22 protein-coding genes, 1 pseudogene and 1 riboswitch are annotated in these 23,584 nt (G+C 44.9%); of the genes and pseudogenes, 19 read left to right on the forward strand and 4 right to left on the reverse strand.

The features are described 5' to 3' along the window. The first annotated feature begins 264 nt into the window (after positions 1–264). Positions 265–798: a rubrerythrin gene (gene rbr, locus DP73_RS15390; protein WP_034600608.1), complete on the forward strand. Its 534-nt coding sequence runs from the start codon at positions 265–267 to the stop codon at positions 796–798. A 340-nt stretch (positions 799–1,138) separates the two neighbouring features. Here the strand turns inward: rbr and DP73_RS15395 are convergent, their stop codons facing one another. Then, positions 1,139–2,116, reverse strand: coding sequence for an EamA family transporter (locus DP73_RS15395; RefSeq protein ID WP_034600609.1), 978 nt, complete (start codon positions 2,114–2,116; stop codon positions 1,139–1,141). A gap of 150 nt (positions 2,117–2,266) precedes the next feature. Beyond that, positions 2,267–2,417, reverse strand: a riboswitch (FMN riboswitch). A 71-nt stretch (positions 2,418–2,488) separates the two neighbouring features. Beyond that, on the reverse strand, positions 2,489–3,604 hold the full coding sequence (locus DP73_RS15400) for a cytochrome c biogenesis protein CcdA (protein WP_242865777.1): 1,116 nt from the start codon (positions 3,602–3,604) through the stop codon (positions 2,489–2,491). A 139-nt stretch (positions 3,605–3,743) separates the two neighbouring features. Between DP73_RS15400 and DP73_RS15410 the strand changes: the two genes are divergently transcribed. The 4 genes and pseudogenes from DP73_RS15410 to DP73_RS15420 all read left to right on the forward strand — a co-directional run bounded on the left by DP73_RS15410 (position 3,744) and on the right by DP73_RS15420 (position 5,882). Beyond that, on the forward strand, positions 3,744–4,562 hold the full coding sequence (locus tag DP73_RS15410) for a hypothetical protein (protein WP_242865778.1): 819 nt from the start codon (positions 3,744–3,746) through the stop codon (positions 4,560–4,562). A gap of 77 nt (positions 4,563–4,639) precedes the next feature. Continuing rightward, a pseudogene (locus DP73_RS22690) lies at positions 4,640–4,771 on the forward strand (YwbE family protein); the annotation flags it as partial. Between the two features lie 287 nt (positions 4,772–5,058). After that, positions 5,059–5,388: a hypothetical protein gene (locus DP73_RS15415; protein WP_034600613.1), complete on the forward strand. Its 330-nt coding sequence runs from the start codon at positions 5,059–5,061 to the stop codon at positions 5,386–5,388. Between the two features lie 284 nt (positions 5,389–5,672). After that, positions 5,673–5,882, forward strand: a complete 210-nt coding sequence (locus tag DP73_RS15420) for a hypothetical protein (RefSeq protein WP_052090718.1) — start codon at positions 5,673–5,675, stop codon at positions 5,880–5,882. Between the two features lie 73 nt (positions 5,883–5,955). Here the strand turns inward: DP73_RS15420 and DP73_RS15425 are convergent, their stop codons facing one another. After that, positions 5,956–7,344: a PLP-dependent aminotransferase family protein gene (locus DP73_RS15425; RefSeq protein WP_034600614.1), complete on the reverse strand. Its 1,389-nt coding sequence runs from the start codon at positions 7,342–7,344 to the stop codon at positions 5,956–5,958. Positions 7,345–7,465: 121 nt separating this feature from the next. Here DP73_RS15425 and DP73_RS15430 point away from each other — a divergent pair, with 121 nt between their 5' ends. From DP73_RS15430 to DP73_RS15480, 12 genes are all read left to right on the forward strand, one after another. Next, positions 7,466–8,377: a DMT family transporter gene (locus DP73_RS15430; protein ID WP_034600615.1), complete on the forward strand. Its 912-nt coding sequence runs from the start codon at positions 7,466–7,468 to the stop codon at positions 8,375–8,377. Positions 8,378–8,411: 34 nt separating this feature from the next. Then, complete coding sequence (locus DP73_RS15435; protein ID WP_034600616.1) at positions 8,412–9,083, forward strand: response regulator transcription factor; 672 nt, start codon at positions 8,412–8,414, stop codon at positions 9,081–9,083. Position 9,084: 1 nt separating this feature from the next. Then, complete coding sequence (locus tag DP73_RS15440) at positions 9,085–10,131, forward strand: sensor histidine kinase (RefSeq protein WP_034600617.1); 1,047 nt, start codon at positions 9,085–9,087, stop codon at positions 10,129–10,131. 401 nt (positions 10,132–10,532) lie between these two features. After that, positions 10,533–10,838, forward strand: a complete 306-nt coding sequence (locus DP73_RS15445) for a PadR family transcriptional regulator (RefSeq protein WP_034600618.1) — start codon at positions 10,533–10,535, stop codon at positions 10,836–10,838. Positions 10,839–10,844: 6 nt separating this feature from the next. Then, positions 10,845–12,032: a DUF2812 domain-containing protein gene (locus DP73_RS15450; RefSeq protein WP_034600619.1), complete on the forward strand. Its 1,188-nt coding sequence runs from the start codon at positions 10,845–10,847 to the stop codon at positions 12,030–12,032. 119 nt (positions 12,033–12,151) lie between these two features. Then, positions 12,152–12,730: a Uma2 family endonuclease gene (locus DP73_RS15455; RefSeq protein WP_034600620.1), complete on the forward strand. Its 579-nt coding sequence runs from the start codon at positions 12,152–12,154 to the stop codon at positions 12,728–12,730. Between the two features lie 335 nt (positions 12,731–13,065). Further along, positions 13,066–14,820: an ABC transporter transmembrane domain-containing protein gene (locus DP73_RS15460; protein ID WP_034600621.1), complete on the forward strand. Its 1,755-nt coding sequence runs from the start codon at positions 13,066–13,068 to the stop codon at positions 14,818–14,820. A gap of 1 nt (position 14,821) precedes the next feature. Then, complete coding sequence (locus DP73_RS15465) at positions 14,822–16,567, forward strand: ABC transporter transmembrane domain-containing protein (RefSeq protein ID WP_034600622.1); 1,746 nt, start codon at positions 14,822–14,824, stop codon at positions 16,565–16,567. Between the two features lie 23 nt (positions 16,568–16,590). After that, entirely contained in the window at positions 16,591–16,734 is a 144-nt protein-coding gene (locus tag DP73_RS23515; protein ID WP_165574419.1) for a hypothetical protein, read from the forward strand. Beyond that, positions 16,727–17,194 carry a GNAT family N-acetyltransferase gene (locus DP73_RS15470; protein ID WP_034600623.1) on the forward strand — a complete coding sequence of 156 codons (468 nt, stop codon included), beginning with the start codon at positions 16,727–16,729 and terminating at the stop codon, positions 17,192–17,194. Before DP73_RS23515 ends, DP73_RS15470 begins: the two co-directional genes overlap by 8 nt. Before the next feature lie 227 nt (positions 17,195–17,421). Further along, entirely contained in the window at positions 17,422–18,189 is a 768-nt protein-coding gene (locus DP73_RS15475) for an ABC transporter ATP-binding protein (protein ID WP_034600624.1), read from the forward strand. Then, positions 18,182–20,179 carry an FtsX-like permease family protein gene (locus tag DP73_RS15480; protein WP_034600625.1) on the forward strand — a complete coding sequence of 666 codons (1,998 nt, stop codon included), beginning with the start codon at positions 18,182–18,184 and terminating at the stop codon, positions 20,177–20,179. Before DP73_RS15475 ends, DP73_RS15480 begins: the two co-directional genes overlap by 8 nt. Before the next feature lie 197 nt (positions 20,180–20,376). On the opposite strand, the gene DP73_RS23700 is transcribed toward DP73_RS15480, so the two are convergent. Next, positions 20,377–21,075 carry a nuclear transport factor 2 family protein gene (locus DP73_RS23700; RefSeq protein ID WP_205623401.1) on the reverse strand — a complete coding sequence of 233 codons (699 nt, stop codon included), beginning with the start codon at positions 21,073–21,075 and terminating at the stop codon, positions 20,377–20,379. Between the two features lie 397 nt (positions 21,076–21,472). Here DP73_RS23700 and DP73_RS15495 point away from each other — a divergent pair, with 397 nt between their 5' ends. After that, a complete protein-coding gene (locus DP73_RS15495; RefSeq protein WP_034600626.1) occupies positions 21,473–22,105 on the forward strand; it encodes a MarR family transcriptional regulator in 633 nt (210 codons plus the stop codon). Between the two features lie 115 nt (positions 22,106–22,220). Continuing rightward, on the forward strand, positions 22,221–23,582 hold the full coding sequence (locus DP73_RS15500; RefSeq protein WP_034600628.1) for an MATE family efflux transporter: 1,362 nt from the start codon (positions 22,221–22,223) through the stop codon (positions 23,580–23,582). The last annotated feature ends 2 nt before the right edge of the window (positions 23,583–23,584 follow it).

Raw genomic sequence — 23,584 nt, forward strand, 5'->3', positions numbered from 1 at the left:
GGGGGTCCTTTCCCTATAAGATAAGCCTATGGCAGTGACAAGTGAATCGACCTGACAACCTTGGTTGATAGGACTGACGGAGGCAGGGGTAACCGGTCGGGCTTGTACCAAGAATCTTACGCGCGTAAGATTCTTGGTACAAGCCCGGGAAAAGGCTCTCTTATTTAGGGTGATGCAATAAATTTAATTGATTTAAACTGGAAATAATTATAAAATGACTAAAAGCACTTTTACAATAAGCTATTACAAGAGGGAGGACATTTTATGGAAGAGTTTAGTTCTAAAACGGAAAAAAATTTATGGGAAGCTTTTCTAGGAGAATCTCAAGCTCGTAATAAGTATACCTACTTTGCATCCATAGCCAAAAAAGAAGGGTATGAGCAAATTAGTTCATTTTTTTTGGAAACGGCAGAAAATGAGAAGGAACATGCTAAACTTTGGTTCAGAGAACTTGGTGGTCTTTCAAATACTATTGAAAATATGAAAGCGGCGGTAGCCGGAGAAAACGGCGAATGGACGGATATGTATCCAAGAATGGCTGCCGAAGCCCGGGAGGAAGGATTAGAGCATATTGCCAAGCTATTTGAAAGTGTGGCAAAAATAGAAAAAGAACACGAGGAACGTTATAAGCAGCTTTTAGAGAACCTGGAAGAGGGCAAAGTCTTTAAAAAAGATGGCAAGGTTTATTGGAAATGCAGAAACTGCGGTCATATTCACGAGGGAAGAGAAGCACCTGAGATATGTCCGGTCTGTGAACATCTCAGAGCATATTTTGAAGTTCGAGTACAAAACTATTAGGATGTTTCTTGACAAAAAATATCAGCAACTAAAATTCCTTCAAATCTGCGACGGCGGAAGTAATATAAAATAACAAACGTACATTATAAAACATAAAATAAATCATAAAACAGTCTATGAAAAGAGGGGGTCCTTATGAAATGGGTTGTTCTCCTCATATTCGTTTCGGCTGTTATAGTATGGTTTATAGAACTGGCAAAAAATGAGTGACGCCCCTACAGGGGCGTTTTTTTTATACAGTTAGGCAGAATAAACTTGCGTTATATACTGCAAGAAGATTTAATACGTGCGAAGCCGGTGTCTTCGGGCGCTAGCCAAGTTTTCTAATGTATTGAATCTATTATTTGCTGGCCAAATCGGCAGGCTGAGGAGATGATGATTCAGAGGACAGTTCCAATTTACCCGGTTTGGTGTTCATTCTGGATAACTGCAATACAGCCAGCCAGACAATAGTAAAGCCAATCCATTGCCCAAGGTCAATGGTCTGGTGTAAGATCAGCCAGTTAAGAAGCAAACCTGTTGCCGGGAAGGCAAGTTCAGCAATGGTGGCATGAGAAGCTTTCACTCCATCTAATCCATGGTAGTAAAGCAATAGACTTATAAGGCTAGGCACGAGGGTTTGAAATAGGAGGTTAGACCAAACAGGTGCCAAACTAAGGGCTTTACCCATGCTCTGCCAGTCTGGGTTCTGTGCCAAGACCATAACAGTCAACAGAGGCAGGGCTACGGCGAAGCGAAGAGCAGTTAGAGTAGTAAAAGATACTTTGCCGGCCAGGTGTTTGCCCATAACGGTGGATCCTCCCCAAAGTGCAGCAGCTCCTATGGCAAACAGTGATCCAATGAGCTGCGAGGTATTCTCGGCAGCTGAAGGAATGTGCAGTCCGAAGGTAAGCAAGTAGGCTCCGATGAGTGCAGCAATGAATAATTTCCAGTAGTTTTTCTGCAAACGCTCTTTTAGTATTAATGTGGCCAGGAGTACAGCAAAAAGGGGCTGGATTTTTTGTAAGATGAGCACAACGTTAGGATTGCCATAAGTAAATCCCGCCGTAAATAAGACAGAGGCTAAGGCTGATCCTCCCCAGCCTATGAAGAGGACTGCCAACCAGTCATTAAGCTTAAGTTGCTTGAGTTCATGCCGTTTCCGGAGAAGCACCGGGAAAGCGAAGAAAAATAGTAAGACGTGTTCCAGCCAGACAATCTGCGAGGATGTCAGATTGTGCAGCAGTGAAACGATAAAGACACCATCAAGTCCCCACAAAGCTGCTCCAAGGGCGATCCACCAGATACCTAATGAAGATGGTTGTTTGTTTTGAGTCAAGTTCGAACCCTCCATATCCTAATACTGTATTTGAATTGAACCTTCTCATGTCAAAAGAAAGAGAATTATTAACATGAAAAATACCTCGTAAATAATTTCTATTACGAGGCGTCTAAGAGGAACCAGGGAAGCAGTTTGCAAAACCCTGGTATTTACCTTCTCTCGTCCGGACTATACCGTCGGCCTTGGAATTTCACCAAGTCAGTCGATCCAGCATTAATAGCTGCATCGAGTCGCGGGCTGAATTGCACGGGCAATCATTACCGCCGGTAAGGAATTTCACCTTGCCCCGAAGGTTCATATTCAGTTAAGAAAAGTATAACAGAATTTTGTGTTTCTGGGTACTTTGATTTTTCAACATAGAGTGGTTAACTAACCTGTTCGTGTAAAAAAATATAATCCCAATAGGATGAGAAGGCCGCCGCTAAGTAATGTAATATAGTGGCTCCATCTTTGTAAGCGCGGTAAACTCTTTAGCACAGCTGTAAAGGTTCCGGCGATAATCAAGGGTAACCCATGCCCAAGTCCATAAATGAAGAGCAGCAATCCTCCATACCAAAGAACACCCTGACCGGCTACATAAGTCATCAAAACCGCTAATACAGGAGTGGCACAAGGTGAAGCAACTAACCCAAACAATAAGCCCACTCCAAAAGATCCTAGGACTCCGCCCTTTTTCTCGGGCATAGCCTGTAAACCCGGTAAATTGATATTAAAAACTCCAATTAGCTGCAGCCCCATGATAATGGAGAAAAGAGCAATGATATAAAGCCAGGCGGAGCCTATCTGGCCAAAAGCTTTACCTAAAAGTGAGGCTGCTATGCCCAACAAAGCAAAGGTTGCGGCAAGGCCCAGGACAAAGGACGTTGAGGTGATAAAACCTTTGGTCTTAGAGGGCTTTTCCAAGCCGCCGATATACCCTAACATGACGGGTAACATGGATAATATGCAGGGGCTTAGGCTGGTCATTAATCCCCCTAAGAAAACAAAAAGTAAAATGGTTACACCGCCATTAGACAAAACCCGGGGCAGAGTATCTTTAAAGAAGGATTCGTACCAAGCAGAGTTTGGATTGCCGGAATTGAGGGCATTATCCAAGACGCTTTTACTTTGAGGGCCTGAAGCGCTGTAAGTGATTTGGCCTTGCTGATCCAGCACAAAAAAAGCGGGGATATAGTAGATGTTAAATTGTCGGGCAAGAGCCTGCCCTTGAGGATCATCGATATCAACGACAATGAAGTTGACCTTATCTCGGTATTCTTTCTCTAGAGCCAGCACCACGGGCTCCATGCTCCTACAGCTGGGTCACCAGTCGGCATAGAATTCTAAAAAAGTCAGTTTCCCGGATTTTTGAGCGTCTTGGAAAGCAACCATTGGTTGATTGGTTGGGTGGAATTCCGAAGGGCTTGAGTATCTGGGAATTATTAATGCCATTATGGACAAAATGGCAACCGTTAGTATGATTAGGACCTTGGTTTTTGTTTTCATAATCCACACCCTTATCATTTGCTGGACTAACGACGTTGATAAGAAGATTCGTCCTACCGAGGCTGCAGCCCTGAGTTGAGATTAAATCTAATGATAGAAAAAAGAATGAAGCCAACTCCTATTATGACAGAAGCACCGATTGCGGTCAAAGCAAGGAAAGGGCGGAATCCAAAGCTCGCTAAAAGGAACGTTATCTGTTAACTGGTTAAAGATCTTGATTCTCGGAATACCTATGTTGTTGATCAGTGCTTCAGGTATCCTAATTTATTACTCCGTTTCATCGCAGCTTAATTCATTAATTAGATGGGTATATCTCAAGTATAATATGCCAGGAACCACTTTAATCGGAGTAGCTTGCGGATACACCTTATTAAATTCGATTGTCAAAAAAGAGATCAAACAGAACACTGTTCCGGTTGTTAAGTCTGGCCTTGCCAAAATCGTTGTCCTGTTTATCTTAGGGTTTTCTTTACTTTATGTTGCTTTGAACGGATTCCTTCATCCTATGAAGCTTGTGGATGTTCAAGCTGATATCGTAAAAAATGATGATCAAACCGGATATTTAGTCAACGATGGAAAGGATACAGTTTACTTTATACGCACAGAAATTAATTACCGTTTGAAGTTTGAGAATATGCCGGTCAGATCTATCAGGCAACCTGGTGGGGATCTCAAGATAAAGGTTGAACCTCAAGAAGAATTACGCAGCTTATTTTCAGAGGATATCTTTAAGCAGCCTAAGGGCATCGGATTTGCCGGTGGCGGTATGGAGACGGAAATAACTCTTACCTATACAATTGGATCTATTGACCCGGAAGGAAATAATGTTGATATTCCCCCACCTGCTCCTGAGGTTTTAGAAGAGATTAAGGATCGTTTATATAATGCTGAATTAGTCGTAGAACTTAGTGATACGGATATAAAAAGATTCAATTTGTTAGATTATAAAGGGAATTAGCTCTTAAACTATCCTAAGGGATGTTTTCTGAGTTTGAGGAGGCGTAATGATAAGGAAGAGGATAAGGGTTTATTTGAAGGACAGGAAAAAGGACGCGGGGTATTGTCAAAGATATCCTGACAAACTCCCAGAAACATCCCAAGGGAATTAAAGTAAGACTTGAGGATGGAAAAATTGGCATAGTTCAAGAAATTATCAAGACAATTTAAAATCATTAAGGCATCTGCTGAATGAAGGCAGATGCTTTTTAACTTTCAATAATTGATACTTGTACTGTATAATAAAGGGAGTTTCACATTAGAGATGATAAATCTCATCAAACATGGTTTTTTCTCGTATAAGGCCATACTCATTACGACAAGATCACCTTGACCATTCTTGTAATGAAAACAGGTTCACCATCTTTATGACAGATTTCAGTCAGGGATTGATGCGTCGCAAATTGATATACATGGGCACAAAAAAGTAGGATTATGCGCAACAAAGGAGGGTGAAAATGTTCTTTGTTATCATATGTATGATTGTTTGGATATTGTACACATTTGTTATGCAAAGAAGATTAAAAGAAGAATTCAGACTGTTTAAAGCCTTGCTTCCACTTGTAATATTAAGTCTAATTGTATCTTTAAGTCTTGGGGTAAACTATGTAGCCTCTGCTATTCCAAGTATTAATGATGGAATATCGATACACACTTCTTTGGCTCACTGGATTATAGGGGAAGATAGTTGGAGTATAAATCTCTTTAAGAATTACTTTGATTATTCGATTTGGATAAGTCTAATTCTGCTGGCATTGTACTCAGGGTTGAGGATTTGGAAGGATTAGTAATAGACGCGTCATTTTTATGTTGCGGCGCATTCGTAGGATATTACGCTAGTAGCTAATAATGAGTAAATATAAAGCATTAGTATGAAAGGATGTGTTTGAAATATATAAGTACATTTATGTAGAATCAAAGGCAGCAGGCTATTTTTCAAGCGGAAAGCATAGGAATTTGATTGATGAATATTGCAAAGAAGGATGGTACGGCATGGCCTTAGGGAATTAACCATAAGGGATGGATTCCAGAATCCGAAACGGTAAAATTAACCCAAGACAATGTTAAACAAGTGCAGGGAGATGTTTACCTTAAAGAAGGAACTCCAATCTATGAGGTGGAGCAGTTTAATGAATTAAATTCTGTAGCATTTAATAAAACTCCTAACGACGTTAGAGGAAGAATAGAGAAAAGAGAAGGTTCTTTCGTAAACTTAATGGCACCTGGTGGATGGTATTTTTGGGTAGAGGATAAGTATTTGATTTTTCCAAAAACAGAATAAGAGAAAATTGGTCATATCTCTTTCCCACTTTACTAATCTTATTGCCATCTTCCTTGTCCCTATAATATCACCTTCATTTCTTAATAATATCAGACAATAGGACAACACCCTTTCTGATTACATCAGGTTCCAGATGCCCATAGCCCATAAGCAGCTTGCTTTGATGCCTGCCTTTTTCAAGAGAGTGGCTTTCTACAGGAGTTATATATATTCCGTTTTTTAGACAGCTGCTTTTAAACCCCTCGTCAAATCGCCTTCCTGGAAAATCTATAGCAACATGCAGCCCGGCGGAATCTCCATAAGCTATCCACTCGCTGTCAAAAGCTTCTGCCAGCGAATCCAACAACACTTGCCGGCGCCGGCCATAAATTTTACGCATCTTTTGGACATGTCTGTCAAGCTTGCGCGTTCTTAAAAATTCTGCCAGAGCCGCCTGCTCAAAGGGCGGATTTTGTACATCCGTATGCGTACGCAGATCTCTCCAGCGCTCTTGAAGCTGATAAGGCAAAATTACATAACCTATTCTCAGTGCCGGAAAAACTGCTTTACTGAAGGTGCCGACATAAATCACACGTTGCGGGTCCAAAGTGTAAAGGGGAGCAATAGGCTCGCCGCTATAGCGGAATTCGCTGTCATAATCGTCTTCGATGATATAAAGATCCTTTTCTCTGGCAAAGCGAATCAACGCGGCACGGCGTGAGGCGGGAAGAATTCCGCCCAAGGGAAACTGATGAGATGGCGTAACATAGATTGGGCCTGTACTTCCGCATTTTGACAGGTAATCAGTTTGCATCCCCTCGGCGTCAACGGGGATAGGAATAATGGAGCAGCCCTTGTTTAGGAACGTGCCAAGCATGCCCAGATGACAGGGGTCCTCCATCAATATTTTTTGGCCATCCCCACAGAGAATATCCGCAATGAGATGCAGTCCCTGGGTTGCGCCGGCAGTAACAAAGATATCCTCCGATGAAACCTTAAGCCCTCGACTTCTGAACAACCAAGCCGCAATTTCCTCTCGAAGGGCAGGCAATCCCTGGGGGCCGGTATAACCAAAATCCTCAAGGGGCAGTTCTTCGGAGGCCTTATGCAGCAACTGCTGCCAAAGAAACCGGGGAAATTGTCTTAAGTCGGGTCTGCCTGTCCGAAAACTTACGGAAATTGACCGGACTGCCTTGCTTTTTAGCTTAGGAGAGGATGCCGGTTTAACGGGTTCAAGGCATAAACCCTCCGAAACCCGGGTGGAGGCTCCCTGACGGCTGAGGATAAAGCCTTCGGCAATCAGCAAGTCGTAAGCCTCGCAAACTGTATTGCGGGAAACCTTCAGCTCCTTCGCCAATTCCCGTGTGGAGGGCAGAGCTTCTCCCGCCTTCAGCTGCCCGGATAGCATCAGTTCCTTTAAGTACTGGTAAATTTGACGCCATAACTGCAATTCGTTGTTCCGGTTCAATTCAATTCCTAACATAACCCCTCCAACTGGCTCTGTAAATTCTGCGTTATACTGGCTCTTTAACAGAACCAGTGATCTGGGTAGAATTATACCATCAGGTTAAAAGAATGTAATGCATTTTTGGAGAGATGTTAGAATGGATGGTTTGAGCGGGAAATTATATTTGATTTGCGCTTTTTCCCTGGCAGGAACCAGCGTCATATCGGCTAGGTTCGTTACGGGAAAGCTGAGCACATTTACAATCACGGCAGTAAGCCTGTTTTTTGCCCTCGTGTTTTTGCTTCCATTATGCAGAAAACAACTTGTCCGGTATCTTCGCTTAATGTCCTTGCGCAATTTTCTCTTTTTGTCACTACAGGCCTTATGCGGTATTTTTCTGTTCCGTATGTTTTTACTATGGGGCCTTCATTATACCGGCTCCGGAGAAGCGGGCATACTCACCGGCGCGACGCCGGCCATAACAGCCCTTCTGGCTATGATTGTATTAAGGGAGCCGGTCAGCGGCAGAAAACTTGCCGGAATACTCTGTACTGTAGGAGGCATTCTGATCATTCAAGGAGTATTAACGCCGGGAAAGGGTTTATCCTTAGAACACATCGGCGGGAATCTGCTCGTACTTTGTGCGGCGGCTTGTGAGTCGGCCTTCAATACGCTGTCACGTATTTCCGCTGTTAAGGCGGCGGCGGACTTGAAAGAACCAGCAAGTCCTCTTGCTCAGACCGCCATTGTATCGGCAATTGCCCTGATTCTCTGCCTGATCCCGGCAGCCTTTGAGCATCCCTTGAAGGAACTTGCCGGAATCGGCATGATGGAATGGACGGCTCTTCTTTGGTATGGCGTATTTGTAACAGCTCTGGCATTTATCTGCTGGTACTCTGGCATAAAGCGCTGCGGCGCGTTTACAGCGGCGGCTTTTTCGGGCATGATGCCGCTTACTTCCTTGCTGCTGGCGACTGCAGTGTTAGGCGAAAGCGCCGGTTACCAGCAGTGGTTGGGCGGTCTTCTTGTAATCTTCGGCATGTTCCTTATCGGGACTGAGGGATTGTGATAGAATAGTAGCATGAAAAGGGAGGGTCTGCTTCATGCATAAGATCCTGATTGTTGAAGACGATGCCGTCATTGCCAAAGCGATTAAAAATCATACGGGGACCTGGGGGTGGGAAGGGGAATGTGTGACCGACTTCGAGCAGGTGATGTCTCTGTTTATCTCTTTCAATCCCCAGCTTGTGCTCCTGGATATTTCGCTGCCCTTTTTCAATGGCTACCACTGGTGCAGCGAGATTCGCAAGGTGTCCAAGGTACCCATCATCTTTATCTCCTCCGCTTCCGATAACATGAACATCGTCATGGCCATCAATATGGGCGGGGATGATTTTATTGCCAAGCCTTTTGATCTGAGTGTCTTGACGGCCAAGGTGCAAGCCATGCTGCGCCGGACCTATGATTTTGCCGGACAGACGGATTTGTTGGAGCACCGGGGAGCCATCCTTAATACCAGCGATGCTTCCTTAACCTATAATGACAGCAAGGTCGAGTTGAGTAAGAACGATTATAAGATCCTGAAAATGCTGCTGGAGAATAAAGGGAAGGTCGTGGGCCGTGAAGCAATCATGGCCCGTCTGTGGGAAACGGACAGTTATATCGACGAAAACACTCTGACGGTGAACATGACCCGGCTGCGCAAAAAATTGGAGGCTGCAGGGCTGGCCGGATTTATTGTGACCAAAAAAGGGATAGGGTATATGGTGACGTGATATGAAAGAGATCAGCCTAGGGGCAGCGGGGAAGCAGTACCTCCGGGGGCAGAGCTGGGGAATTCTTTTGTACTGCATCTCTGCCGGGGTCTTTGCCTTGGTGTTTTATCTGTATCATCTGCCGGCGGAAGCGGTGCTTTATGCTGCTTTGCTCTGTGCCGTCCTGGCTCTCCTGGTTCTGACGGCGGATTTCCATGGCTATTATCAACGCTGTAGAGTGCTCCGGGATTTGCAGAAACAGATTATGTTCAGCCTGGAAGGGCTCCCTGAGGCTAAGGGATTATTAGAAAAGGAGTATCAGGAGCTGATCACCTCCCTCTACCGGGATAAGATCAGGCTGGTTTCCCGGGCGGATAATGAGCGGAGGGATTTGGTGGATTATTATACCCTGTGGGCCCATCAGATCAAAACCCCTATCGCTGCCATGGGTCTCCTCCTCCAGTCCCTCCCCTCGGCGGAGGACGATGGGAGTACTGCTCAGAGTATGGAGCAGAACAGGGAGCTGGCCATGGAGCTGTTTAAAATTGAACAGTATGTGGAAATGGTGCTCCAATACCTGCGACTGGAGAGCCCTTCTTCCGATTTTGTGCTGAAACGCTATGCTTTGGATGATATCGTCCGGCAGGCGGTGCGCAAATATGCCAAGATGTTTATCCGTAAGAAGATCAGCCTGGATTTCTCCCAGCTGAACTGTGAGGTGCTGACGGATGAAAAATGGCTGGTGTTTGTCATTGAGCAGATCTTGTCTAATGCTTTGAAGTACACCACCCGGGGGAAGATCTCCATTTATCTGGAAAGGGACGATGCCAAAACCCTGGTGATCGCCGATACAGGGATAGGCATTGCCGGGGAAGACCTGCCCCGTGTCTTTGAAAAAGGCTTTACCGGTTATAACGGCCGTAGGGATAAAAAGTCCACCGGGATCGGTCTTTATCTGTGCCGGCGGATTCTGACCCAGCTGTCCCACACCATTGTGATTGAAGGGGAGCCGGGCAAGGGCACAAAAGTGAAGATCGGCTTGGATAGGGTGGATATGGTGCTGGAGTGAATCTAAAGGGCACTGGGGTAGATTGTCAAAAATAAATCGGTTTTGATTGAAACGATGAGTAGTCGAATAGGCCTATCCAAAAGATGATTTGGAAGCTGATACCAATTGAAATAAGGAGCTGAGACTAGTTGCTTCTTTTAGTTAGTATCAGGGATAAGAATAAAATCTGTGAACTAAAAGAGAGGGTGTAACCTGGGAAGATTCTCCCGTACTTCGGAAAATTGAAGGACGGGAGTTTTATATTCGTGACATAAACATGGGGAACCAAACTCCTCTAACGGACAGAGCAGTTTAAATTGGTCACTGGTGACCAATTTAGCATAATTGACAAAGAAAAGTTTCTTGAGTAATATTATGTCATGCGATATATCGCATGACATAATATTAAGGAGTGGGATAATGTGTCCTATTCAGGGAACCCGATGACGGAAGCAATGTATTATATACTCTTGGCTTTAATGAATCCTAATCATGGCTATCAACTAATGGCTGCAATTGAACAAGTATCAAATGGGCGGATAAAAATGGGACCGGGAACGTTGTATGGCGTTCTCACAAGACTGCAAAAAGATAATCTCATTGAAATATTAAGTGATGATGGCAGAAGGAAGACCTACGCTATTACGGAAGAAGGCAGAGCTGCCCTCAAAGCAGACTATGAAAGGTTAAAAGACATGATTCAGGATGGAAGAATATTAGAGGGGTGAATATAGATGGGCAAGATAGTAAGAAGGCTTATGCTTGACGATATCTATGCTATCGGCCGGAATGAGAGCTGGTTTTCTGATATGGCAAGAAAAGGTCTGCATTTAAAGAAAATTGGTCGTCTATTTGTCTATTTTGAAAAAGGAGAACCAAAGGAAACCAAATATAGAATCGATTATCTAAAGGAAGCACCTTCCCAGGAACAACTGGATGTTTATTATGATTGCGGTTGGAATTTTATCGCAAAGAACGGTTATTTCTATGTGTTTTCTGCTGATGAGAAATCCTGCATCACTGAGCTGCATACTGACCCAGTTGAGCGAGGTTTTGCCCTGTCAGAATTAAACCAGCGACTGAGAAATAATTTAATCATTCTATCCATTGCAATGGTGGTTTTCTTGGGAATAATGATCAGCGTCTATTATTTTAACGACGAGCCCTTTTTATTTATGATAAAAGGTCAATTTGTCCAGCAGATGTTCATTGTGATTGTTGAGCTGTACGTTTTTTATTCTGTAATTCGCAACTATAGAGTAGTTCGCAAACTCAAACAATCTCTGCTCCAGGGTGCAGAAATTGATCATAACCAGGATTATAGAAAAGCCAGGTTATTGGGAGGTATATGGGCAGGTGTATTTTTACCCATGGCCTTATTTACAATTATCATACCAGTTGTTGATATTGCTAGAAGCAATGACTATACGCTTCCGGAAGGCAATATTAATCTACCAATTATCAGGCTTGCAGAAATAGAAAAAAGCCCAAATCTTAGGCGGGAAACAGGTTATCATGATAATGTTGATCGGGAAAATAGGGTCAGCTTCGATTGGAGCCTGCTGGCGCCTGTTCAATATGAAATCGATGAACATGGAGTTGTCAACGGCGAAATGTGGGGAGATAACAGCGGTGTATATTCTCCGAGTATCACCACTCGATACTATATGCTGACTTTTGGGAGCATGGCAGAAAACCTTACTCTTGATCTTATTAATCGCTATGTTTGGCGTGATAACAGTGAAGTTAAGGAGGTTAATCACCGGTCCTTTGATAAACTATATATGGTAGAGGATGGAATCCGCAAACAGATCTTTGCCTATTTGGATAATCAAGTAGTTCATGTTACCTATTATGGGGAAGAGAGAATAGAGGATATTATACCGCCCCTTGCCCAAAAGATGAATGAGGTGATTCCATGAAACCAATTTTACATACGGAAATATTTACCTTTCCGTGATATAATGGTATTATCTCATTGATAAATGTCTCAATGGCTAGGTGGAGAGGATCGTTATTTTGAATAAAGGAGAGTGCCATTATGCCATTACCCCAAAAAGAAAGACAATACACGTATGCAGACTACCTAGCATGGCCTGAAGATGAAAGAGTAGAAATCATTGAGGGTGTACCGTATATGCAAGCAACTCCTTCACCAGAACATCAGGAGATATCCATGAATTTATCTACTCAGATTTCAGTCTACTTAAAGGGGAAACCCTGTAAAGTTTATGCAGCACCATTCTCTGTTAGGTTAATTAAGAGTGACGAAAAGGAAGACGAAGACATTAAGAATGTTTTTGAGCCTGACATTACTGTTGTATGTGACCAATCTAAAATTGATAAACAAGGTTGCAAGGGTATACCCGACTTGATAATTGAAATTATTTCTCCATCTTCGATTAAACATGACAGGGTTACCAAGTTTAATCAGTATGAAAAAGCTGGAGTTTTAGAATACTGGATTGTGGAGCCAGAAGGTAAACTTGTAAGTGTATTCTTATTGCAAAGTAACGGTAGGTATGGTAGGCCAGAAATATACACAGATGAGGAAAAAATAAATGTATCGATATTTCCAGATTTAACGGTAGATTTGAATGCGGTGTTTCCTTCTGTTTAATAAGGTAGGATACGATGACGGAGTGAACTCGTTTGGCTGAATAAAATGATGATCTACCTTAGAAAAGGGTAAGTTTAAACTGGAAAATGTAAGCCAAAGTTATGGCAAGGCATTTTCCAGTTTTGCTATACTGAACCTACTCAGCAAAGGAGGTTCTTCTTGATAACCATGTCGTCACCTTTTATAGATTCCAGACAGAATATCTGTTCAAAACTGTTCTCTCCATGGTAAATAGGGCAAAGAATGTTAAGATGGCAATTAATCCATTTTGTATTGGGCCTATCCAAAAGATGATGTGGAAGCTGATACCAATTGAAATAAGGAGCTGAGACTAGTTGCTTCTTTTTAAAGATCTTATGTGGTTTTTTAAGCAGGAGAAAAAAGGCTATATCTTAGGGATCATTGTCTTAGTCCTGGTCGCTTTGCTAAATTTATTACCTCCTTATGTTGTTCGTGTTATTGTCGATGAAGTCAGTCGCGGGGCCCTAAGGTCGGAATCCTTGCTTTATTGGACGCTGATCCTTGCCGGGATAGGTTTGGCCGTTTATGCTTTGCGCTTTTCCTGGCGGTTAATGATATTTGGAGCGGCAAGCCGTTTAAGCAGGTTGCTTAGAAAGCAGCTTTTTGATCACTTTACCCTGATGTCCCCGCAATTTTATCAAAAGCATCGCACCGGTGATTTAATGGCTCATGCCACCAATGACATCCAAGCCGTTGAAATGACTGCCGGCATGGGGGTCTTGACTTTTGTGGACTCCATAATAACCGGGGGGTTAGTGGTTTTATCAATGGCTGCATTTATCAGTTGGAAACTAACCCTTATTGCCCTCTTGCCAATGCCCCTGATGGCTTGGTCTACCAGCCGTTATGGGACAATGCTGCACAACCGGTTTCACCATGCCCAAGCCGCCTTTTCTGATCTTAACAATAAAGTGCTGGAAAACATTAATGGGATGAGAGTTGTCAAAGCCTTCGGAGAAGAAGAGGCAGAATTAGAAGCTTTTCGCGGGTTATCCGAGGATGTGGCGGCGAAGAACCTGGCTGTTGCCAAAGTAGATGCCCTCTTTGACCCGACAATCCAGCTGATTATTGGGCTTTCTTTTTTTCTGGCCCTTATTTTTGGCTCAATTGACGTGATTCATGGAAAATTAACCTTCGGGCAGCTGACTCAGTTTACCATCTATTTAGGCCAATTTATCTGGCCCATGCTCGCTTTCGGCTGGCTGTTCAACATTCTTGAACGGGGCAGAGCCTCCTATGACCGAATAGAGAGGCTATTGAAGATTAAGCAAACAATCCAGGAAAAAGAGGAGGCCCTTAGCCGCTTCAACAATGGTGATGTCATCTATAAAGGAGCTTCTTTTACGTATCCCGGAAGCAATACACCCATTTTGCAAAATATCAGTGTCCGGGTGGAGCAGGGGCAAACCCTGGGGATTGTCGGTAAAACAGGGAGCGGGAAGACAATTTTTTTGCGCCTGCTTCTGCGGGAGTTTGATCTTAACCAGGGAGATCTGCAAATAGGCAGCACGTCGATTTACGATGTAACCGTGGAATCTTTGCGCAGTAAAATAGGTTATGTGCCTCAAGATAGTTTTCTGTTCTCCACGACCATTGCTGAAAATATTGCTTTAGGCAAACCGGAGGCCTCTTTAGAGGAAATTCATCAGGCAGCAGAAATTGCCGATATTCACGCAGACGTGCTGAGTTTTCCCGAGGGGTATGGCACCTTGGTTGGTGACCGAGGGGTTACTCTTTCAGGAGGGCAGAAGCAGAGGATATCTATTGCCCGGGCCCTTTTGCTGGAACCGGAAATTCTCATTTTAGACGACTCATTATCGGCAGTAGATGCGAAAACCGAGAAAAGGATTTTAGAGAGCCTGGGGAAAATGCGGGTCCAAAAAACTACCTTTATATCCTCTCATCGTCTTAGCGCCGTCGAAGAAGCAGACCTAATCATCGTGCTTAAAGACGGACAAATCACAGAACAAGGTTCCCATCCGGAACTGATGGCTCTTAAGGGCTGGTATGCTGCTACCTATCGAAGGCAGCAGTTGGAATCCTTGCTTGCAGAGGGGGAGAAGCATTGAGATGGTGATCCGACGCTTACTGAACTATCTTATCCCTCATCAAAAAGCTTTGACCTGGGCTTCTTTCATTCTGATCCTGGCTACCTTTGCCGATGTCATCGGTCCGGTTCTGGTTAAGGTTTTTCTCGATCAGCACTTAGTTCCCCGCTCCTTTGACCGGGGGGCCTTGATCATTCTCGCCTCAAGCTATCTGGGGCTGAACATACTGTCGGCAATATTACACTATTATCAATTAGTCAGCTTCAACGAAATTGCCTTGAAAATCGTCCGGCAGCTGCGAATTGATGTTTTCTCTCATGTACAAAACCTGGAGTTTAAGGTTTTCGACAATACTCCCGCCGGGGCCTTAATTTCGCGCATAACCAATGATACGGAAGCCATTAAAGAGCTGTTTGTGGGGGTTTTAGCGGCCTTTGTCCAGAATATGGTTTTCATGCTGGGCGTTTTTGTGGCTATGTTTTATTTAGATGTTCGTTTAGCCTGTTTTTGTCTGATCTTACTGCCGATGATTATCATCCTGATGATATCTTACCGCAAAGTAAGTACCAAGGTTTACCGAAGGCTGCGCCAGGAACTTAGTCATCTTAATGCCAAACTGAATGAATCCGTCCAGGGAATGAATATCATCCAGGCTCTGCGCCAGGAGAAGCGCTTTCGCCGGGAATTTCAGACCATCAGCAATAATTACTACCGGGAAGAGATGGTTAATATTCGTTTAGAAGGCCTTTTTGTCCGGCCGGCGGTTGACCTGATCTATACCTGGGCTTTAATCATGGTTTTAAATTACTTTGGGTTCCAATCGTTGACGGGGCCCATTGAAATAGGGGTGCTTTACGCTTTTATTAACTACCTGGACCGTTTCTTTGAACCTGTCAACATGATGATGGAGCGTTTGACCCAATTTCAACAATCTTTCGTTGCTGCCGAGCGGGTTTTTGAATTATTGGATGACCGGCGAATAACTCCCAAGGGCAGCTCTGTGGATTCTCCTGGGATCAGTCAGGGAAAAATTGAATTTAACGATGTCAGTTTCTCTTATGATGGCGACAAGGGGGCAAAGGTCTTAAAATCAATCAGCTTCACCGCCTACCCAGGGCAAACTGTCGCTTTAGTCGGGCATACAGGCAGCGGTAAAAGTACCGTTGCTAACCTGCTCATGGGGTTCTATCCGGTCACTCAAGGAGAAATTCTCATCGATGGAGTTTCCCTTTCCCGGCACTCCCATCAAGAGCTGCGTTCAAAAGTAGGGCTGGTTGCCCAAGACCCCTTCTTATTCGCAGGTACTATTTCCAGTAATATTGCCTTGGCCAGATCTGAGATTGGGGAAAAGGAAGTTCGGGAAGCTATTTCCTTTGTTCAGGCCGAAGATTTTATTGACAAGCTGCCCCAGGGACTTGAAGAGCCCATGGGAGAACGGGGGACAACGTTATCCAGCGGACAGCGCCAACTGATCTGTTTTGCCCGGACTATGGCCGGCAATCCCCAGATACTGGTCTTAGATGAAGCAACAGCCAGCGTGGATACTGAAACAGAGGAAGCTATTCAAAAGGCTTTAAGAAAGATGCGCCAAGGCCGGACAACTATCGCTATTGCTCACCGGCTTTCAACCATTCAGGATGCCGACCTGATTTTAGTCCTTCACCATGGCAAAATTGTGGAGAGGGGAACGCATGCCGAACTTTTGGCTCAAGAAGGGTTATATTATAAGATGTTTATGCTCCAGCATGGGAGCAAAGAAAAAGAATAAGATGTAATTTCGGAGGAAATCTTTTGCAAAGCTTGCCCAAAATGCAAAGCTATGACTTGTTGATTTCTCATGGCTATGCAAAACCAAAGTTTGAACAGAAATATGCCGATTCCGGCTGGCAAGAGTGGATTTGTAAAAATATGATGCGAGGAAAAAGGCATGGTTAATTTTCGCAGAGCTGAAGCTAAAGATGCCCGGGCGTTATCGGACATTGCCTATCATTCCGAGGCCTACTGGGGGTATGACCAGGAGTATATGGAAAACTTCCGCTCCCTTTACCGGGTGACGGAAGAGTTTATCAGACTTAACCCGACCTATGTCCTTGAAGATCAGAATCGGATTCTGGGGTTCTATGGTCTGGTGGCAAGGGAACCGGCGAATTCTTTAGAATACTTTTTTATCGAGCCTCAAAGTATAGGCAGGGGATACGGGAAGTTATTATGGGAGCATTTGCTTGAGTTCACCTGCCAACCCTCAGGGGTCAGGGAATTTGAGATCGTTACAAGTCCCCAGGCTCAAGAGTTTTATATCAAGTTGGGGGCTGTCTGTCTGGGTGAGGTGGAATCTTTGCTCAAAAAGGGACGTATGATCCCTCGTTTGATGTATGGACTGCCAGCAAGCCGGTAGGAAAAGCAGGGTGAGAACGATAAAAAGTTGATATCTCTCCCCGAGCACTGCAGCTAATAATCAAGAACTCTTATCTAAAGCTTATGAAGCAGGAAAGGCCATTTAGTGAAATATAATCTACCTTACAAAAGGGTAAGCTTAAACTGGAAAATGTAAGCCGAAGTTATGGTAGGGCATTTTCCAGTTTTGCTATACTGAACCTACTCAGCAAAGGAGGTTCTTTTTTGATGACCATTCTCGAGGTGAATAATCTTAAAAAAGTCTATACAACCCGCTTTGGAGGCAGCCCTGTTCAGGCCTTAGCCAATGTGTCCTTTTCCGTGGAGGAGGGTGAATATGCAGCGATCATGGGTGAATCGGGGTCAGGCAAAACCACCTTGCTCAATATTCTGGCCTCCCTGGACAAACCCACCAGCGGTGAGGTGCTGCTCAAGGGGAAAGGGCTCAGCACCATTAAGGAAAAGGAGATTTCCGCCTTCCGTCGGGAAAATCTCGGCTTTGTGTTTCAGGATTTTAATCTGCTGGATACCTTCTCCTTGCAGGATAACATTTTCCTGCCCCTGGTGCTCTCCGGCAAGTCCTATGAGGAGATGAGCCGGCGGCTGGAGCCCATTGCCCGCAAGCTGGGCATCGGTGATATCCTGGCCAAATATCCCTATGAAGTGTCGGGAGGGCAGAAGCAGCGCTGTGCCGTAGCCCGCGCCCTGATTACCAAACCCCAGCTGATTCTAGCGGATGAACCCACCGGCTCCCTGGACTCCCAGGCTGCTGAGGGCTTACTCCGCCTGTTTAAAGAAATCAATTCGGAGGGGCAGACTCTGTTAATGGTGACCCACAGCGTGAAAGCTGCCAGCCATGCCCAACGGGTACTGTTTATTAAGGATGGTGAGGTCTTCCACCAGCTTTATAAAGCCGGAATGTCCGATGAAGCCATGTACCAGAAGATCTCCGATACCTTGACCACCATGGCCACAGGCGGTGGGCGTCATGAGTAGATTCTTTTATCCCAAGCTGGCCGCCACCAATCTGAAAAAGAATGCCCAGACCTATCTGCCCTACATCCTGACCTGCATCGGCACGGTGATGATGTATTACATCATGGTTTTTCTGTCTGAAAATGAGGGCTTGGGGAAAATGGCCGGCGGATCCCAAGTGCAATCGATCCTGTCCATGGGTACCTATGTGATTGCTATTTTCTCGGCGATTTTTCTCTTCTATACCCATAGCTTTCTGGTCAAACGGCGTAAAAAGGAATTTGGCCTTTTTAATATCCTGGGCATGGAGAAGAAGCATATCGCCAGAGTATTAGCCATCGAAACCCTGTATGTGGCGGGGATCAGCCTGGGGGCAGGGCTGCTGGGCGGGATACTTCTCTCCAAGCTGATCTTCATGGTTCTGCTGAAAATCCTCAACTTTGAGGTGCCCCTGGGCTTTGAGGTGTCCGGCCCCGCTCTGGCTGCCGTGCTGTTCCTGTTCGCCGGAATTTTCCTGTTGACGTTGCTCAATACCCTGCGCCAAATCCATCTGGCTAAGCCTGTTGAACTCCTGATGGGCGGTCAGACAGGGGAGACGGAGCCGAAAACAAAATGGCTTTTGGTGGTGATGGGAACCTTGAGCCTGGGCGGGGGGTATTATATCTCCCTCACCACCCAATCTCCTCTGGCCGCCCTGACCCAATTTTTCTTTGCCGTCCTCCTGGTGATAGTCGGCACCTATTGTTTGTTTACCGCCGGCAGCATCGCAGTGCTTAAACTGCTGCGCCGGAACAAGGGGTATTATTATCAGACCCGGCATTTTACTGCCGTAGCAGGGATGATGTACCGGATGAAGCAAAACGCCGTGGGGCTGGCCAATATCTGCATCATGGCCACGGCTGTGCTGGTGATGGTGTCCACCACCGTGTCCTTGTACATTGGGATGGAGGACGTGCTGCGCACCCGGTATCCCCAACATATTATGATATCCACCCCCATGCCTGCTCAGCAATCCGTGGAGGGCTTGCAGACGTCGGTTAAGGAAGTCTTGGTGAAGCATGGGCTGGAGGGGAAGGATAGGCTGGACTACAGGTATGTGGCCTTTGTTGGCAATCAAGAGGGGGACAGGTTGATCACGAATCTGAGCAACATCTCCGACGACTCTTCTTCGGTCAGGGAATTCTATCTGATTCCTCTGGAGGATTATAACCGGCTGGCCAAGAGAACGGCCAGCTTGGGGGATGATGAGATTCTGATATATTCCAGCGGCAGCAAGTATGAAGAAGATACCCTGACGGTATTCAACCGGACATTCTCAGTCAAGGAAAGGCTGGACTCGTTTTTTGAAAACAGTCCGAATAGGGTATCCATCTCGGGCAGCTATTATGTCGTGGTCAAGGATATGGATGTGGTCAAAGCCATGGAGGAGGCCCGGGCCAAAGAAAATGGGGATGATCCCTCCGGGTATCGATATTATCTGGGCTTTGATCTGGAGGCCGACGAGGCTGACATCTCGGCTGTTTATCAGGACATCCGCACTGCCTTGGGCAGTGATTATCCCGGCAGCAGCATCGAATCCCCAGTGGCAGCCAAGGAATCCTTTTTCGCAATATATGGAGGCTTGTTCTTCCTGGGGATTTTCCTGGGGGCGCTGTTCATCATGGCTACCGTGCTGATTATCTATTACAAGCAGGTCTCCGAGGGGTATGACGATAAGGCCCGCTTTGAAATCATGCAGAAGGTGGGAATGAGCCGTGAAGAGGTCAGAGGCTCGATCCGCAGTCAGGTTCTGATCGTATTTTTCTTGCCCCTGGTTACCGCCGGGATCCATATTGCCTTCGCTTTTCCTATCATTACTAAATTACTGGCAGTATTGAATCTCACCAATGTGGGCTTGTTCGCCTGGTGCACAGCGGGTACCATCCTGGTTTTTGCCCTGTTTTATGCTATTGTCTACGGGCTGACGGCCAAAGTGTATTATCGGATTGTCAGTTGGGGGACGTCTGGATAAGCCTTGAAGGTCTGAAGTAAAAAACAAAATTAGAATCAATCCTATGGCCAGCGCTGAATACAGCCTGACTTTGCGGAGGGGACTTTTCAATATGCTCTTCTTAAGAACAGAATAAAGCGATGTGATATCTCAAGAGCACTAATTACAGAGGACCGTGTGATTAGGCGATATTCGAAAGAAGAATTCTCCTGCCATTTTCATTTACCCGCCAACACAATATTCAGGGCTTTGATTTTTCCGTTTTCAAGATTAAAAAGGAAATCCAACGGAATTGGGCTGCCCTCGAAATTGCCGAAAAGCGTTGCGGTGACAATCGTATCACCGTTTTTCTCTACGCAGTCAGCGATTTCCGTCATGACCTTAGCATCCCGGTTTGCCTCCAGAATATGCCCACTGACGGCTTCGGGACCGTGGTATTCCTTTCCCTCGTCAACCAACACTGCATCCGCTGCGAAGCAGCCCGCAAGCAGGGCGTTGTCATAAACATCAGAGGCATGATAAAAGGCTGCAATCGGCTGCGGCAACGGGATTGACCTGCCGTTGGAGGAAAGGACGTTGCGCAAACGCGTGACTTTATCCCCCTCCACCGTAAAGTGAAAATCAAGATATAGAGGGTTCGGCAACCCGCTCTTGTCGTAGTCTCCATCTGATTTTGCAGTTACGACAATCTCTGCGGCATCCTGAACGGCATTTGTGACTTCCAGTCTCAGATGGACGCCGAAATAGTCGCGATCGCTCCACTCTTTGATGGCGGTTTTTCCGTGATATTCTTTACCGGCGTCTATTACGACGGCATCATCGGTAAAAATCGAAAGGAAGGTTACAGGATCGTCCGCGTTTGTTGCCTGAAAATGTGCCTCAATCGGTTTTGATAATTGAAATTTATTGTATATCATAATCATCATTCTCCTTTATATTGTGCGGACAATGCCGCCCCAAATTTTTGCGGTGCCCTCGGGAGTGCTGATATCAGCCTGAATAAATAAATCTGAGTCCTTTAACTCATCCGGGATATTGCGTGCTGTCGTGATGACCGTTGCTCCGGCATGAGTAAGCCGATTTACAATCGCTTCGCCCATATTTAATGCGAAGGTAGAAGATAAATTCTCACCTTCGCATTTTGTTTTTGAATTGATGAGTAGCCTTTAGAGGCAGCATAGTCCGTATTATAATTAAATCGCTGATTATTATAAGGTACCTGTAAGAAAAATATTGACAAAATTATAAGGTACCTGTATTATGGGTATATAAGGTACCTTATAAGAAACTTTCACTACTAAAAGGAGGGTATATATGAACGAAAATAACGAAGAGAACTACGACTTGACTGAGCAATTTACACGCATTGAGTGGTTACTCCATCGATACCATCAGCAAAATCATACGCATCATGGCCCGATGGGGGATCCTCGTAAAGGGCAAGGCAGAGTGCTAGCTGTCCTTAAGATGCAGCCAGAAATTAGCCAAAAAGATTTATTGTTCCTGCTAGACATGCGTCCCCAATCCTTGGGCGAGCTTCTTACTAAGTTGGAAAAGAACGGATACATTACCCGTACTCAATCGGAAACTGACCGCCGAATTATGAATATTAAGCTCACTAAAGAGGGAACAGAGGCCACAACTGAGCAGGAATTCAGCTTTGACAAGCTGTTTGAATGTCTGAGTGAAGAAGAGCAAATGAATTTGAGTATCTATTTAAGCCGTATTATCGAAACGATTGAAGCTCAGCTTGGCGACGAACAGCCCGGACCAGGTTTCGATCCTCGCCAACGTGGCGGCAATCCGTTTGACCATCGCTTTGGCTTTGATCCCCGTTCAGTAATGGGTCATCCTCCGGGAATGATGCCTTTTGGTCGCCATCCTGGTATGAACCGAGGACACGGAGAATGCCCTGCGCCAACACATAAGAAACCTGACGAAGAATAAGCAGAATTACACCACATAATATGAAGGCACTGCCGCGAAACAATTGCATTAAAGCATTGCCTTTATTTTTTTATGCCAATTTTAGGACGCGTACTGCTTGAAAGGAGTTTTTAATATGGAAAATACGGATCAGAAATCGCTCCATTACCTCGAGAAAGCGCCTGTTTCTAAAGCAATTATGCACATGGCTATTCCTATGATGCTGAGCTTTCTTGCTATGATTATTTACAACATAACGGATGCCTTCTATATTGGTAAACTTGATAATACTGCCATGATGGCAGCGGTCACACTAGCATTGCCGTTTTCAGCGTTCCTGATGGCGCTCGGTCACCTATTTGGAGTAGGCGCGGGAACCTATGTGTCGAGACTTTTAGGCGAGGGTAATGTCGAAGGAGCGAGAAAAGTTTCGTCCGTAAGTTTCTGGTTATCAATGCTCACCGGAGTCATTTTTATGGCAATATGTCTGCCACTTCTATCTCCCCTTTTACAGCTTTTGGGAGCAAGAGGTGATACGTTGTTGCACACAAGAGATTATATCCTGATCTTTGTCATTGGCGCTCCATTTATTATTACCAATCTTTCGCTGGAGGAATCTGTTCGTGCAGAGGGTGCATCCACCGCCTCCATGATTGGAATGTTAGCCGGTGTCGGAATAAATGTGATACTAGATCCCATTTTTATATTTATTCTGCACATGGACATCATGGGGGCTGCGCTGGCGTCGGTCATTGGCAATGTGATTTCTGTTGCATGGTTCATCTACTATCTGCAAAAGAAAAGCACCGTTCAGAGTGTGTCAATTAAGGACTTTAAACCAAGTAAAGAGATTTATAATAATATCTTTAAGGTAGGAGTTTCAGCTTTTTTGCTTGATGGATTTATGGTAATTACCTGCTTACTTTTCAACAATTTTGCCGTTTTCTACGGTAACAACGTTGTTGCAGGACTTGGTATATCTCAGAGAGTTGTTCAAATTGCAGACTTTATTAGCATGAGCTTTTCAATGGGGGCGGTACCGCTGATTGCCTTTGCCTATTCTGCAAGGAATTATGAGCGCTTAATGGAAATTATCAAGACAACCACACTCTACATGTTGGGCATTACAATGGGGCTGACGGCAATTCTCTTTGTTCTCAGAGCGCAGGTCATTGGCGTTTTTAGTATTGATGCTGAGGTCATTGCCATCGGGCAAACCATTCTCGTGGCCCAGCTTTGCTCCACCATTTTTGCAGGCTTATCCGCACTGTTTACAGGCATTTTTCAAGCGTTTGGAAAAGGTGTGCAATCCTCAGTTATGTCTGTTATTAGGGGCATTGCTTTTATTCCTATTTTGATCTTAGGAAATATGCTATTTGCAGTTAATGGAGTTATTTGGGCTAATACAATTTCCGAAGCATTCGCCTGTATAGTAGGGCTTATCCTGTTTCTAGGAATCCGGAAAAACAGCTTACGGAATACGCAATGGGAACGATGAGG

Origin of the sequence: Desulfosporosinus sp. HMP52, assembly GCF_000765145.1 — a bacterium.
GTDB lineage: Bacteria > Bacillota > Desulfitobacteriia > Desulfitobacteriales > Desulfitobacteriaceae > Desulfosporosinus.

What these genes read in the sequence shown, in the direction of transcription:
- rbr (WP_034600608.1), top strand. Translation starts at nt 265, where the DNA reads ATGGAAGAGTTTAGTTCTAAAACGGAAAAAAATTTATGGGAAGCTTTT.
- DP73_RS15415 (WP_034600613.1), top strand. Translation starts at nt 5,059, where the DNA reads ATGTTCTTTGTTATCATATGTATGATTGTTTGGATATTGTACACATTT.
- DP73_RS15425 (WP_034600614.1), bottom strand. Translation starts at nt 7,344, where the DNA reads ATGTTAGGAATTGAATTGAACCGGAACAACGAATTGCAGTTATGGCGT.
- DP73_RS15430 (WP_034600615.1), top strand. Translation starts at nt 7,466, where the DNA reads ATGGATGGTTTGAGCGGGAAATTATATTTGATTTGCGCTTTTTCCCTG.
- DP73_RS15435 (WP_034600616.1), top strand. Translation starts at nt 8,412, where the DNA reads ATGCATAAGATCCTGATTGTTGAAGACGATGCCGTCATTGCCAAAGCG.
- DP73_RS15440 (WP_034600617.1), top strand. Translation starts at nt 9,085, where the DNA reads ATGAAAGAGATCAGCCTAGGGGCAGCGGGGAAGCAGTACCTCCGGGGG.
- DP73_RS15450 (WP_034600619.1), top strand. Translation starts at nt 10,845, where the DNA reads ATGGGCAAGATAGTAAGAAGGCTTATGCTTGACGATATCTATGCTATC.
- DP73_RS15455 (WP_034600620.1), top strand. Translation starts at nt 12,152, where the DNA reads ATGCCATTACCCCAAAAAGAAAGACAATACACGTATGCAGACTACCTA.
- DP73_RS15465 (WP_034600622.1), top strand. Translation starts at nt 14,822, where the DNA reads ATGGTGATCCGACGCTTACTGAACTATCTTATCCCTCATCAAAAAGCT.
- DP73_RS15470 (WP_034600623.1), top strand. Translation starts at nt 16,727, where the DNA reads ATGGTTAATTTTCGCAGAGCTGAAGCTAAAGATGCCCGGGCGTTATCG.
- DP73_RS15475 (WP_034600624.1), top strand. Translation starts at nt 17,422, where the DNA reads ATGACCATTCTCGAGGTGAATAATCTTAAAAAAGTCTATACAACCCGC.
- DP73_RS15480 (WP_034600625.1), top strand. Translation starts at nt 18,182, where the DNA reads ATGAGTAGATTCTTTTATCCCAAGCTGGCCGCCACCAATCTGAAAAAG.
- DP73_RS23700 (WP_205623401.1), bottom strand. Translation starts at nt 21,075, where the DNA reads ATGATATACAATAAATTTCAATTATCAAAACCGATTGAGGCACATTTT.
- DP73_RS15495 (WP_034600626.1), top strand. Translation starts at nt 21,473, where the DNA reads ATGAACGAAAATAACGAAGAGAACTACGACTTGACTGAGCAATTTACA.
- DP73_RS15500 (WP_034600628.1), top strand. Translation starts at nt 22,221, where the DNA reads ATGGAAAATACGGATCAGAAATCGCTCCATTACCTCGAGAAAGCGCCT.